This is a genomic window from Bacilli bacterium (assembly GCA_036381315.1).
Taxonomy (GTDB): domain Bacteria; phylum Bacillota; class Bacilli; order Paenibacillales; family KCTC-25726; genus DASVDB01.
The window spans coordinates 1-13,366 of sequence record DASVDB010000121.1 but is presented as its reverse complement, the minus strand read 5'-3'; the positions used below and the strand labels follow the sequence as shown (position 1 = coordinate 13,366).

General features: G+C 52.3%; 12 protein-coding genes and 1 riboswitch. Of the genes, 2 read left to right on the top strand and 10 right to left on the bottom strand.

What is annotated here, in order from left to right:
• Positions 1-139: 139 nt before the first annotated feature.
• A riboswitch (cyclic di-AMP (ydaO/yuaA leader) is annotated at positions 140-287 on the bottom strand.
• Positions 288-426: 139 nt separating this feature from the next.
• Entirely contained in the window at positions 427-714 is a 288-nt protein-coding gene (locus VF260_09165) for a Uma2 family endonuclease (GenBank protein ID HEX7057347.1), read from the top strand.
• A gap of 66 nt (positions 715-780) precedes the next feature.
• Here VF260_09165 and mmsB read toward each other — a convergent pair whose 3' ends face one another.
• The 10 genes from mmsB to VF260_09115 all read right to left on the bottom strand — a co-directional run bounded on the left by mmsB (position 781) and on the right by VF260_09115 (position 12,654).
• Entirely contained in the window at positions 781-1,944 is a 1,164-nt protein-coding gene (gene mmsB / locus VF260_09160) for a multiple monosaccharide ABC transporter permease (GenBank protein HEX7057346.1), read from the bottom strand.
• A 5-nt stretch (positions 1,945-1,949) separates the two neighbouring features.
• Entirely contained in the window at positions 1,950-3,479 is a 1,530-nt protein-coding gene (mmsA, locus tag VF260_09155; GenBank protein HEX7057345.1) for a multiple monosaccharide ABC transporter ATP-binding protein, read from the bottom strand.
• A 118-nt stretch (positions 3,480-3,597) separates the two neighbouring features.
• Positions 3,598-4,716 (bottom strand): multiple monosaccharide ABC transporter substrate-binding protein, encoded by a 1,119-nt coding sequence (chvE, locus tag VF260_09150; protein ID HEX7057344.1) that lies wholly within the window; start codon positions 4,714-4,716, stop codon positions 3,598-3,600.
• Positions 4,717-4,844: 128 nt separating this feature from the next.
• Positions 4,845-6,059 (bottom strand): response regulator, encoded by a 1,215-nt coding sequence (locus tag VF260_09145; GenBank protein HEX7057343.1) that lies wholly within the window; start codon positions 6,057-6,059, stop codon positions 4,845-4,847.
• A gap of 6 nt (positions 6,060-6,065) precedes the next feature.
• Positions 6,066-7,889, bottom strand: a complete 1,824-nt coding sequence (locus VF260_09140) for a sensor histidine kinase (GenBank protein HEX7057342.1) — start codon at positions 7,887-7,889, stop codon at positions 6,066-6,068.
• Between the two features lie 20 nt (positions 7,890-7,909).
• Complete coding sequence (locus VF260_09135) at positions 7,910-8,911, bottom strand: substrate-binding domain-containing protein (GenBank protein ID HEX7057341.1); 1,002 nt, start codon at positions 8,909-8,911, stop codon at positions 7,910-7,912.
• Positions 8,908-10,077: a sn-glycerol-1-phosphate dehydrogenase gene (locus tag VF260_09130; GenBank protein ID HEX7057340.1), complete on the bottom strand. Its 1,170-nt coding sequence runs from the start codon at positions 10,075-10,077 to the stop codon at positions 8,908-8,910. The genes VF260_09135 and VF260_09130 overlap by 4 nt, the downstream gene beginning before the upstream one ends.
• Positions 10,078-10,220: 143 nt before the next feature.
• Entirely contained in the window at positions 10,221-10,463 is a 243-nt protein-coding gene (locus tag VF260_09125) for a hypothetical protein (GenBank protein HEX7057339.1), read from the bottom strand.
• A 473-nt stretch (positions 10,464-10,936) separates the two neighbouring features.
• Positions 10,937-12,109 carry an ArsA family ATPase gene (locus VF260_09120; GenBank protein ID HEX7057338.1) on the bottom strand — a complete coding sequence of 391 codons (1,173 nt, stop codon included), beginning with the start codon at positions 12,107-12,109 and terminating at the stop codon, positions 10,937-10,939.
• A 50-nt stretch (positions 12,110-12,159) separates the two neighbouring features.
• Positions 12,160-12,654, bottom strand: coding sequence for a MarR family transcriptional regulator (locus VF260_09115; GenBank protein ID HEX7057337.1), 495 nt, complete (start codon positions 12,652-12,654; stop codon positions 12,160-12,162).
• Positions 12,655-12,796: 142 nt separating this feature from the next.
• Between VF260_09115 and VF260_09110 the strand changes: the two genes are divergently transcribed.
• Positions 12,797-13,366 (top strand): AzlC family ABC transporter permease (locus VF260_09110; GenBank protein HEX7057336.1); only part of this gene is annotated, 570 nt, incomplete at its 3' end.

The window sequence follows — 13,366 nt, the reverse complement described above, 5'->3', positions numbered from 1 at the left end:
TTTTCGCTCCTTCATCTATGTGAACGCCACCGCGGAAAAAAAACAACCCGCAGCAGACAGGAAGCGCGCTTCCGCCGGCAGGGGTCTTGAAGACAGAAAAAGACCCGAAAAGGGTCAAAGAAATAGTATTAATAGTCGGATTTTGACCCATCCACCGCTGACGAGGTTAGCTGACGGGCCCGGGAAAGATGGTTCCCTACGACGTTCGCACAACGCCGATTCGCCCCAAAAACGTGGTTCCCCCGCTTTCCGATTCAATAGAACCGGAAATTAAGCGCACTACGATTGTAAAATAGTTTTCGGCTGAAGTCAATCGACTTTCATATGGTATAATTGGTTGTGTACTTGACTCGGCATGCACGGGAGGGATTTGCATGGCGAAGAAAAAAGACAATTCTGACACGATACGCGAACAAAGATTGACTTATGAAGACTATGCGCGCTCAACGACGACAACCGGTAGTTGAGATTGTTTCTCCATCCACGTTGAAACGCGACCGCTTGGAAAAGCTGCATACGTATGCGAAATTCGCCATACCTGAATACTGGATCGCTGACCCTGAAGCCGGTTATCTGGAGCAATACGTTCTGGATGACGGCCGCTATTCAATTAGAAATATTTACCAGGAAGACGACCCGGTTACATCTGAGCGGCTTGCCTGCGTATCCTTTACGATGAACGAATTGCTTGCCGGTATCCCGAAAATCGGGTAGCTTTTGTTTGGTACATTTAGGCATGTTAACGCTCCCATTGCTTTGTTAGGTCTGAAACATGCCTGATCATGACGATTTGTTCTTATTGTAAATATCGAAGCCGACGGCAAGAAGCAGCACCATTCCCTTGATCGCCTGCTGCCAGTCGATGCCCAGGCCCAGGATAGACATGCCGTTGTTCATAACGCCCATCACCAGACCGCCGATAATCGCCCCTCCGACAGTGCCGATTCCTCCGTAAGCGGATGCGCCACCGATAAAGCATGCGGCAATCGCGTCAAGTTCAAACAGGTTCCCGGCCTTCGGCGTGGCCGCGTTCAGCCGTGCGGCAAACACGAGTCCGCAAAGAGCGGACAGCACGCCCATATTGACAAATACCCAGAATGTGACGCGTTTTGTTTTCACGCCGGACAGTTTGGCCGCTTTTTCATTTCCTCCCAAAGCGTACACATGCCGGCCGGCTACCGTTTTATTTGTGAAAAACGTATAGGCCAGAACAAGCAGGAACAAGAGCACCAGTATATTGGGAATTCCGTCATACGTCGCAAGTATATAGGCAAACACGTTCACCACGATGGAGATGATTATAAGCTTCGCGATAAAGAAATAGAGCGGCGTAACTTCAAATTGATATTTTCGCTCGGTATTGCGTTCTTTGATTTGCGCCAAAATATAGATGATCGTCAGCAGCACACCTGCCACAATCGTAACAATATTGAGGAATTTCCCGCCGAAGAAATCGGGAATAAAGCCGGAACTGATCTTTTGAAATCCTCCCGGAAACGGAGCGATCGACTGCCCTTTCAGCACAACCATGGTCAATCCTCTGAACAAGAGCATGCCGGCCAGCGTGACGATAAACGACGGAATTTTTACATAAGCGACCCAAAAGCCCTGCCAGGCGCCGATTAATGCCCCGAGCAACAGGGACAACATAACGGCCGCGACAAAGGGCACATGCATATTGACCATGAGAATCGCGGCAAACGCGCCAATGAAGGCCGCGATCGAGCCGACCGACAAATCGATATGCCCGGTGATAATGACAAGCACCATGCCGATCGCCAAAATTAAAATATAGCTGTTTTGCAAAATAATATTGGTGATATTCAGCGGCTTAAGCAGAATGCCGCCTGTCAGGATTTGAAACAAAGCCATGATCATGACCAAGGCGATAATCATGCCGTACTGTCTGACATTGTTTTTCAACATACTTGTGATCGTCTGCATTGTGGTTAGCCCCCTGATCTCGTCATATATTTCATCATTTCTTCCTGTGTGGCGGCGTCACGCATAAACTCGCCGGTGATTTTTCCTTCGCTCATCGTATAAATGCGATCGCACATGCCGAGTATCTCCGGAAGCTCGGAGGAGATCAGCAGAATTCCTTTGCCTTCTGACGCCAATTGATTGATGATCGTATAAATTTCATATTTTGCGCCCACATCGATGCCGCGGGTCGGCTCGTCAAGAATGAGAATTTCCGGTTCGGCGAAAATCCATTTGCTGAGCACGACTTTTTGCTGGTTGCCTCCGCTCAAATTCATTGTTTTCTGTAAAATGCTGGGCGTCTTGATCAGCAATTTCTCCCTGTAGGTTTCCGCCTCGATAATTTCCCGTTTTTCATCGATAACCGAATGCCGCGCGATTTTGGGTAAATTTGCCAGCGTAATATTCCGCTTGATATCGTCGATCAGAATCAGCCCGTATTCTTTCCGATCTTCGGTAACGTAGGATATTCCGTGCCTGATCGCCTGATCGACGTCGCGGAGATGTATTTCCACGCCGTCCTTGATGATTTGGCCGGTTATTTTCTGTCCGTAAGACCGTCCGAATATGCTCATGGCAAGCTCTGTCCGGCCTGCTCCCATCAAACCGGCAATGCCTACGATTTCACCGCGCCTGATGTGCAAATTGACATTGTCGATTATTTTCCGATCCGCATGCTGCGGATGATAGACGTTCCAATTTTTTACCGCAAAAATGACATCGCCGATTTGCGGCGTTCTGGGCGGATAGCGATGCGTCAAATCCCGCCCGACCATGCCGTTGATGATGCGGTCTTCCGTAACCTGGCCGCTTTTCATCTCCAGTGTCTCGATCGTTTTCCCGTCGCGCAAAATGGTGATTGCATCGGCGACTTTCGACACTTCGTTCAGTTTATGTGAAATGAGAATGGACGAGATACCCTGCTTCTTGAACTCCAGCAGCAGGTTCAGCAGATTTTCGCTGTCATCTTCGTTGAGCGCGGCAGTTGGCTCGTCCAAAATCAGCAATTCCACTTTTTTGGCAAGCGCCTTGGCGATTTCAACAAGCTGCTGTTTCCCTACGCCGATGTTGGTGATCAGCGTCCTCGGCGATTCGTTGAGCCCGACTTTTTGCAGCAGTTCTTTTGTTCGCACAATTGTTTCAAACCAATTGATGATGCCACGCCGCGCCTGCTCGTTTCCCAGAAAAATGTTTTCGGCGATGGACAATTCGGGAATGAGCGCCAATTCCTGATGAATAATCACAATCCCGGCATGCTCGCTTTGCTTGATATCTTTAAACTCGCAAACCTGCCCCTTGAATAAAATGTCTCCGCTATACGTTCCATGCGGATATACGCCGCTCAACACCTTCATCAGCGTGGATTTTCCCGCTCCGTTCTCGCCTACCAGCGCATGAATCTCGCCGCTTTTCACCTTGAAATTGACATGTTCCAGCGCTTTCACGCCGGGAAACGTCTTGGTTATGTTGCGCATTTCCAACAATGGTCCCGACACGCTCGCTGCCACCTCGCTTTTTTTTGCCAATACACCGGATGATTTACGCGAAACGCGGGCTTCGATCAAAGAGAAGCAGCCCGCGTTTCGTTTTTTGCATATCAATCATGGCCAGATATTACTGCCCCAGTTGTTCTTTCGTATAATATCCGCTGCCCACCAATATTTCTTCGTAATTGGATTTGTCCACGGATACCGGTTTCAGCAAATACGAAGGCACAACCTTCACGCCGTTATCATATGTTTTTGTGTCGTTGACTTCCGCTTCCTGCCCTTTCAGCACGGCATCGGCCATGCCCACCGCTTTTTTGGCCAACTCCCGCGTATCCTTGAACACTGTCTGCGTCTGCTCGCCGGCAATGATCGATTTGACGGAGGCGAGTTCGGCATCCTGTCCGGTAACGATCGGCAAAGGCTTATCCGCGCTGCCATAGCCAACTCCTTTCAGGGAAGAAAGCACACCGATGCTGATTCCGTCGTACGGCGACAAGACAGCGTCCACTCTGTCCGAGGTATAATGCGCGCTTAACAGGTTATCCATTCTGGCCTGCGCGGTCGCTCCGTCCCAGCGCAATGTCGCCACTTGCTCGATTTTCGTCTGACCGCTCTTGACTACAAGCTTTCCGGAGTCGATATACGGTTGCAAAACCGACATTGCTCCGTCAAAGAAGAAATAGGCGTTGTTGTCGTCCGGGGAGCCGGCAAACAATTCGATATTGAACGGACCTTTGCCGTCTTTCAATCCCAGCTTCTCTTCGATATAGGAAGCCTGGAGCACGCCGACCTGGAAGTTGTCGAACGTCGCATAGTAGTCGACATACGGCGTCTTCTTGATCAGCCGGTCATAAGAAATGACCTTGATCCCTTCCTTGTTCGCTTTTTCCAGCACATTCGTCAGCGACTCGCCGTCGATGGGGGCAATGACCAGAACGTCCACGCCTTTGGTGATCATATTCTCGATTTGCGACACCTGATTTTCCACGACGTCTTCGGCATATTGCAAATCTGTTTTATATCCCAGCTTTTCAAATTCCTTCACCATGTTTTGCCCGTCATGCACCCATCTCTCCGACGATTTGGTCGGCATGGAAATTCCTACATAGCCGCTTTTTGCGGCGCTCTTTCCGCCGTCGTTTGTGTTCGCTTGCTCGCTCTTGCCGCTATTGCCGTTGTTGCCGCAAGCGGCCAAGACGAACAACATGGCGAGCGCAACAAACACCGATACCGCTTTTTTCATTTTGACGTCCCCTCCTGTATGCTCTATTCGCAAGCGCCGGGTGTGGCGCTTACGGTTTGAGTATAGGAGAAGGGGGACGTGAATGTCTTTCCAATAATCCAACCTTTTTTATAAATTTTCAACCGGATTTATGCTTTGGGGAACGCCGCGCCGCGGCGGTACTGGTTGGGGGATACGCCGACTGTCTTTTTAAAGGCGGTGCTGAAATAATGTTGCGACTCGTAGCCCACGCGCCCGGCGATTTCGTGGATAGGCAAATCTGTGGAATTCAACAGCTTGATCGCATTGTTCACTCTCGTCTGCGTGATCAGATTGACAAACGAAGTACCCAGTTCCTGTTTCATGATCCGGCTCAAATAGACGGGTGATACTTGCAAGCTTTGAGCCAATGTTTCCAATGTCAACTCCGGGTCCGCGTAACGTTCCCGGATAAATTGCCGCGCCCGCCTGACCAGCGGCGTAATCTGCGCTTCTTTGAGCACCAGCTTCCGGCATGTTATATACGCCGCCGCAACGTCAGTCAGGCCGCCCGTCACCGGCACAAACGCAAGATTGGCCGTTATTTTCAGGTAATCTTTTACGGAACGTTCAATATCGTGCGCGATCGTATCCCGCGCATCTTGCCACAAGCAGACGACGATCGATCCCTGACCGTCGCGGAACATCAGCAAATCGCGCGACTTGAGCCATTCGGCCGCGATATTTTCCACGGCAAACAAATAGAGCTGACGGTCGCTCTCTTTCAGCAACGGCTGATTGGCCGCCAATTCCGGGCAGCGAATAATTCCAATCTGCTTCGGAGGATCCGGCGGCAGTTGCAAAAATTGCAGCCTCTCCCGGATCTCCCCGGTTTCCATACTGCCTGCAATCCAGTCCAGACCGAACCGCTCCCTGAGCAGCGGCAAATTTTTGGCGATTTGTCCATACGCCAAACTCAAATATTTCTCTTGTTCGGCTTCCCGCTCCAACTTGTCGCGGACGCTTTGCAGCACTTTCTTCAGCTGTCCGGGATTGACCGGTTTCAAAATATAATCGTCGACATTTAACCGCAGCGCTTCCTGCGCATAGGAAAACTCGTCATGACCTGTAATAATCACGATACGGCAGGCGGGAAGCTGTTTGCGAACGCTCCTGATCAAAGTTATGCCGTTCATGATCGGCATGTTCAGATCAACAAGCAAAACATGAGCCGCATGCGCGCTTGCAAGCTCCAGCGCTTCTTCCCCGTCCTCCGCCTCCGCCGTAACCGTCATGCCCAGCGCATGCCAGTCGACCGCCTCACGAATTCCTTCACGAATAATCGGTTCGTCATCCGCGATCAGCACTTTCCATGTTCGTCCCATCCGCATTCACCCCTGTTCGTTTTGTTCCGGCCGGGCGTCCGCAATGATCGGATGCGTGATCGTCACGGTCGTGCCTTGGCCCGCCTCGCTGTCGATATGAATGCCAAACGCATCCCCGAACGTCAGTTTCAAGCGCGCTTGCACGTTGATAATGCCGTATCCCGACAATGCGTGTTTCATTGCTTTTCCATCATCGGCCGGGAATACCGCCTGCAAGCTTTGTCTAAGCGCTTTAAGCCTGTCTTCCGGAATGCCTGCCCCGTCGTCGCCGACGCGTAAAATTAGCCGACCGCCGCTTACTCCCGCTTCCACCCACACATGGCCCGGCCCCCTGCGCTCCTTGATGCCGTGATAGATCGCATTTTCCACGAGCGGCTGGAGAATCACTTTCAACACGCTAAGCCGGCGCGTCTCGGGGGCCATGTTCAGAGTGTATTGCAATTTTTCCCGGTAGCGCACTTTCTGAATGGTCAAATAGCTGTGAATATGGGCAAATTCCTCCTCCAGCGGGATCATATCGTTGCCTTTACTCAAGCCGATGCGAAACAGCCGCGACAACGATTCCACCACTTCCGCCACGTCTTCCGCACCTTTTTTGCGGGCCATCCATTGAATCGTATCGAGCGTGTTGTACAGAAAGTGCGGCTTGATATGCGCCTGCAGGCTGCGCAGTTCCGCCTCCCGTTTTTGCCGCTCCTGCAGCTCGGCGTGGGAAATCAGCTTGTTGATCTGCATCAGCATCTTGTTAAAGCTCTGCCCCAGCATCCCCACTTCATCCATTCTGTCGCCCCGATAGCGGATCGCCAGATCGCCCTGTTCCGCTTTGCGCATGAACGACATCAATTGGCCGATCGGCCGGGAGATCGAATAGGATAAATAAAACGATGCGGCGATGCCCACCAGGCAGACAAAGAAGACGAAGCTGACGACATAAAAGCGAATTTCCCGCACTTCCATCGTTGAGTCGTTGGTGGAAAAGACGCCGACCGTCGTCCAGTTTGTAAATGCCGACTTGCGATAGATGAATTGCAGTTTTTTCCCGTCCACCCGTTTGGAGAACGTTCCGGAATTGCCGTCGCGAAACCATTCCTTGGGCAGCTTGGCAATGATCGGGCGGGCCGGTGAATAAATGTTTTCGCCGTATTCGTCAATAACCGCGAGATAGCCGGATTTCCCCAGACGGACATCCTTGACCGTCTCCGCGATTACCCTCAGCTTCAGATCGATGAGGACGACTCCCAGGACGTTCTGCGTATCCGGGTCCAAAATCGCCCGCACCACCGAAATGACCTCGTCGTCCTTGTAATTCACATGCGTCGTGACATTTCTGCCCCGCGGATGTCCGATTATTTTGAAAATCCCTTTTCCCTCGACAGCGGCGCGATACCATGTTTCTTCGGTCAAGTTGCTTGGATAGCGGGCGTACATTTCATTGCTGATATATGCGCCGCGATTATTCACGACAAGAATGCCCGCGATTTCGGAATAAAGGGTCGTAAATCCCTGGAGGAATTTCCGGATTTCATAATGGTCGTCTTCCCGGTTCTCCTCCCCGCCAAGCAAAAATCGCTTCACTCCCGGGTCAAACGCGATAAAATAGCTGATGTTTTGCATGTTGCTCGCGTAGGATTCCAGTGTGCCGTTCACTTTGCCGATAATTTGCAGCGTATTTTCGTTCACCTGTTTTTCGATGATTTGATCAACCGTCCAATTGATTAAAACCGCCAGGCCCAGGGAAGGCAAAATGCTGATAAGCAGAAAGTGGATAATCAGCTTGTAGCGAATCGGCAAATTGTTCATTTCAAACCATTTCAGTTTTTCCACGGCCATCTCCCCGGTTGCGCGACGCCTCACCTGGCGTAGTAATAATCCACATTTTCCTCTGTTACCACCGTGATTCCGGTATCCACATAAAGCGGCAACGGATTTGCGGTTTGTTTGTTCGTCGGCTGAACCATGCCGTGCGCCAGATGGAACAGAAATAGCAGGGACCAGTAGCCCATGTTCCAGGTTCCCTGTGCAAGAGTAGCGGAAATTGTCCCTTCCCGCACCATGTCTAGCGTGCCTTTATCCGTATCGAAGCTGATGATTTTCATTTTTTTGTCTTTGCCGTCATACCGGGCCGCTTCGCCGACGCCTACGCCGCCGTTTGCCTCCGTGACGAAAATCCCTGCCAAATTCGGGTGCTTCGCCATGATTTCCTGCGCCGCTTCCCTGGAGGCGACCCGATCCCCTTTGCCGTCTTTGATCGCAACGACCCGCATGTTTGGGAATGAGCGGACGATCGTATCCTGAAATCCTTTCGTCCGTTCCTGATGGTTCAACTGATTGACCGATGTAATCACAGCGACTTCGCCTTTGTTGTCCAGCAATTCGGCCATTTTGCGGGCCGCCGTCGCGCCCGCGTTGAAATTGTCCGTACCCAGAAATGAATACGCTTTACTTGCAGGCGCGCCGGAGTCGAATAGCACAACCGGAATGCCCGCATCCACGGCTTTATCGATGGTTGCGTTCAACATTTGCGGATTGATCGCCGAAAGCGCAATGCCGGCCGGTTTTTTGGCAATGACCTGCTCCAGCACCGTCATTTCCTCATGCGCGTCGTACTGGGTCGAGCCGCGAAACTCGACGGAAACATTCAACGCCTGGGCCGCGTCCTCAAATCCTTTCAGACAGCTCTTCCAATAGTCGATGCCTGCCTGGAAGGTGACCATCACATATTTCTCGCCGATTTCTCCGCGCAGTCCCTGATTGTCCCACGGATTTTCCTTGGAATCATGCATTTGGTAATAAAACAAATACAGCAAAAAAGCGCCAATCAACAATGCGTAGATTGCCAGCAGCTTTTTCACGAAATAGCGCCCTCCAGCCACTCGGGATGATGATCGCGAATATATTTCAAACCGGTTGCCCGGTCGCGCAGATCGGGGCCCTCACGCATTGCCGTAAGCACCCGCTCCCGGGAAATGCCCAATTGCTGCGGGGAAACAGGGCCGCCTACCGTCCTGAGCAATTCGGCCAATTGCGCGCCCGCGGCGAGATCGGCGTATGCCGCAAACGCCCGCTCATCCCCTCGCGTTCCCAAATTCCGGTACAAATCGGCCAGCAATACGGCGGCAACCCCGACTTTCGCTCCATGCAACAGTTGCGGAAGCCGCATCTGCAAACACTGCATCTCCCACATATGGGAAATATGATGTTCCCCGCCCGAAGCGGGCCGGGAATGACCGATCACCAGCATGGAGATGCCTGACAGGAGCAATGCGTCCATGAGCGCCTTTAGCCCTTGCGCGCTGCCAGAGGCAATGTCCTTAACTTTGTCCACGCAGTGAAGCAATGCTTTCCGCGTCATTTGATATGCCGTGGGGCAGAACGGCTCGTTCCCCAAGTCGCGGGACACAAGCCAATCGGCAAGCGACGTGAATTTTCCCAGCATGTCGCCGAAACCGGCGGCGGCGAGCGCCCGCGGCGCTTTTGCCAATACGTCCAAATCGGCGAAAACGGCAATTGGCGGCACCGCCTGCACGGTTTTTTTCACTCCGTTCACAATTAAAGGAGCGCCTGCAGAGGTAAACCCGTCCACAGACGCCGCCGTCGGCACGGACAAAAATGGCTTGCCTGTTTTGGCGGCGACAAAACGGACGATATCATGAATCGTGCCGGAACCAACGGCAACAAGCATGTCCGTGTCATCTTCAACGCCAAGCAGCAATTGCAAAATGGCGGCGCTGTCTGCGGCAATATCGCCCAGCTCGTTTGCGCGGAACATGCATACATTCGCCGCTATTCCAGCCACATGAAGCAGCTTGCAGACATTTTCCCCGGCGGCCGCATACGTATTTTCATCAACGGCAACACAGATTTGCCGCACATGATGTTCGCGCAAAAATTCGGGCAGCCGCGATATCGCTCCCGCTTCCACAACAATTTCCAAATCCGCGCGCGCATGCGGGCAACCGCAGCCACAGTCGGCAAAATGACGATTGATTGCGGCAATATCCAGTTTGATGACGATCACCCTCCCAGATGTTGCGTTTCATCACCAATATACTATTTTCTCGGCGGTATATCCAACGCGGCTTGAACCGCCGCGAAAACGTCAGGTTTGCCTGTAAATTCGCGTATTTAGCAAAACAGCGATTTCATCATCGCTTCGGCTTTTTATTCCGTTACTTCGATTTTACGGCTTGCCCGTTTTGCTGCGGTTTTTTTTGCTGTCGGCTCTTCGTCGCATTTGTCGATGGCAACCTGCAAAATGGCCTGCATGCCGAGCAGCGCTTCTTTGCGGGCGGCGCGAAAATGCCTTTCCGCTTCCGGCGGCAGCATCGCCGACAATACGGTCCTGCGCAACTGCAACAGTTCTCTTACAACTTCCAGCACCGTTTCATCGTTCATGGCGCTCATGCTTTTTCCTCTCCTTCCGTTAAACCTCATTGCTTAACGCTAAAACGGAGGGGGGCGCCTCACCGCACAACCCACCCCGTCAAGCGCATCGCGAGCGTTCCCCCTGCTCATTCCTCACCGCCCAGCGCATCGCAAGCGTCCCCCTGCGCATTCCTCCCTGCCCAGCGCTAACGGACGCTGCAGAGGCTATTTGCCGAAAAAATGCTGGGCAAAAATTTTAACGGACGCCACGTCGTCTATTCGCCTTATTTTTACCAGAATACCGCACAAAGTGCTAAAATAAGCGCGCCTACGTCCGTTAAACTTGAAAACAGGACGTAAAACCCAAAATAGCCTCTGTCGCGCCCGTTAGAACTGAAAGCACCCTGCTACGACCGTTAAAGGCTGCAAGCCGGTAAACCGAACGAGTTTCAGCCGGTAAACCGACTGTGGTTTTTGCGGAAGAGTTACGGCTGAGTTTCCATCGGCAAGCTCTACTTGTTCTTGCCAAAACGTATGAACAGCTTGTGTTCCGCAAATCTTGCGCCTGCTACGGGTTTGCCCAAAAGCGCGCGCGGCAGCACGACTTTGCGTTTGTACGGACCCGCCAAAATGGTCAGTTCATCGCCTGTCTGGCTGAGCTGCAGCTCATCTTTTTCCACAAAAGGCAACGATATCGCCAGCACGTAGCCGTCCTTTTCCTTGCGGACTTCCTGCACCCTGCCCGCGAACAGAATCGCCGCCGGGTCGCAATCGCCAAACGCCGCGTCCCCGATGCGATTAAGCATCGGCAAGCCGTGCACCTCGGATTCCATCATCGGTATGCGCAAGATCGGCAAAGGGCTGAACGACTCGCGGATTTCCTCCACATATTTGCGTTGGACGCCCAACCAGGTAGCCCAATAGCCGACGCCGGCTTCTTCCGGCAAAATCCGGTTGATGATGACCGCGTCCGTGTTGAAACCCGCCAGGTTCAAGTAAGTAAACGCCCTTCTCGCTTCGGCGATGACCATTTTTTCCGGATTCACCACCAACCGCACCGAAGTCGTTTTCGTATCGGCGATCATTTCCCGCAGGTTTGCCAATTGCCGAACAAACGAACCGATCGTGTCGACCATTGCATCGCTCGGCAATTCCAAACCTTTGCCGACCACTTTGGCTACCGGCCTCGCCACCTTCAGCATGCGGCGCTGAAAAGGAAATATTTTCTCCAGCCACCAACCAAGCAATTCCGGGTAACTCAGCAGGCGCAATGTTTCCCCTGTCGGCGCGCAGTCGACAACGATGGCGTCATATTCGCCGCTTAGCGCATGACGCCTGATTTCCATCAGGCTAAACAGCTCCTCCAATCCGGGAAACACCAGCAATTCCTCGGTTGTAACATCATTTACGTTCGCCCAGTTCAACAATCCCGCCAGCCATTGCTGCACGGCTCCCCAATGCTTTTCGGTTTCCCGCAGACTGTCAATTTCCTGACCCCACAAACGTTCGGATATCCGCACCGGTTCGCTGCCGAGGGCGACATCGAACGAGTCGGCCAGACTATGCGCCGCATCCGTGCTCATAATCAGGGTGCGCCGGCCTTGCTCCGCCAGTTTCACCGCCGTCGCCGCCGCGACGCTCGTTTTGCCGACACCGCCTTTTCCGGTGTAAATGATGATTCGCATATCGGGGATCTCCTTTTTATTACGTTTTCGTAGCATTTTATGAAAAAAAGTCAGTCTTCGATGGAAATGCTGCGGGTTTGCGGCGATGTTCCGGTTAGCGATGTGGCATCCCCCGCGGCAGTCTTCCCGGCTTGCATCGCCTTGGCGATTTTAAACGCAAGCTTAACGAACTGATTCAGTTCTTCGGGAGTGAGCGCGGATTGCACTCGCGAAAAAGCCGATTGCAAAATGCTCCATCCATGCGCAGCCAATTGCGCCCCTTCAGCCGAAAGCTTGACTAAAATCATCCGTTGGTCTTTGTTGGACTGCGATCGGCTGATTAGTCCCTTGCGCTCCAAACGTTTCGTTAAGCTTGTCATCGTGCTTAATGGCGCGCCCAAGGCGGAGGCCAATTCCGTCATCGCCATCTCGCCGCGAAGATGCAGGATCGCAAGCGCCGCAAATTCGGAACGCGTTACTTTGCTTTCCACATCGGCGATTTCCGGGAACATGCTTAGAGGGCGCAGCCCGTTTTGCGAAAATAAATCGATTAATTGGTTGATCATTTGCTACCACCAGGCAAGAATCGTTATGTTTTACTTTGATTTTACTACGATATCGTAATAAATGCAAACTGCCTTTGGAAATGAAATTTCTCCGCCAATCATGCAGTTATGGATGTATAATAAGGCGAGAAAGGGATGCGTCATGAAAAATGAAATCATGTTGCCCGGGCCTTTTCGTGATGTGATAAAGGACAGGCCATTTTTAGCAGGATTAAAATCGGGGATCGTGATCGCGCTTGGCTACATACCGATTGCCATCGCCTTCGGGCTGCTTGCCGACGCTTCCGGTATTTCCAGGCAGGCCACCGTTTTGATGTCGCTCACTGTATTTGCGGGTGCAAGCCAGTTTGTCGGCATCAACATGATGGCGCTCGGGGCGGCCGGATGGGAAGTCGTCATGACTACATTTATTTTAAACTTGCGCCATTTTTTGATGACCGCTTCACTGTCGCAAAAGATCGAAACCGGCATTCCCCGCTATGTGCTCTGCTTAATCGCGTTTGGCGTCACGGATGAAACGTTTTCCATGGCGTCATTGCGAAAAGGCGGACGTTTGCCCGCGGCTTTTTTGTTGGGTTTGAACCTGGTCGCATTTGCCGCATGGAATTTCGGCACATGGCTCGGTTTGTTGGCGGGCGCCAACTTGCCGCAGGCGCTGCAAAGCAGTTTGGGCATCTCGCTGTATGCGATGTTCATCGGCTTGCTTGTTCCT

Excerpts from the sequence above, each read along its gene's own strand:
- VF260_09165 (HEX7057347.1), top strand. The coding sequence starts at position 427 with ATGAAGACTATGCGCGCTCAACGACGACAACCGGTAGTTGAGATTGTT.
- mmsB (HEX7057346.1), bottom strand. The coding sequence starts at position 1,944 with ATGCAGACGATCACAAGTATGTTGAAAAACAATGTCAGACAGTACGGC.
- chvE (HEX7057344.1), bottom strand. The coding sequence starts at position 4,716 with ATGAAAAAAGCGGTATCGGTGTTTGTTGCGCTCGCCATGTTGTTCGTC.
- VF260_09145 (HEX7057343.1), bottom strand. The coding sequence starts at position 6,059 with ATGGGACGAACATGGAAAGTGCTGATCGCGGATGACGAACCGATTATT.
- VF260_09140 (HEX7057342.1), bottom strand. The coding sequence starts at position 7,889 with ATGGCCGTGGAAAAACTGAAATGGTTTGAAATGAACAATTTGCCGATT.
- VF260_09125 (HEX7057339.1), bottom strand. The coding sequence starts at position 10,463 with ATGAGCGCCATGAACGATGAAACGGTGCTGGAAGTTGTAAGAGAACTG.
- VF260_09120 (HEX7057338.1), bottom strand. The coding sequence starts at position 12,109 with ATGCGAATCATCATTTACACCGGAAAAGGCGGTGTCGGCAAAACGAGC.
- VF260_09115 (HEX7057337.1), bottom strand. The coding sequence starts at position 12,654 with ATGATCAACCAATTAATCGATTTATTTTCGCAAAACGGGCTGCGCCCT.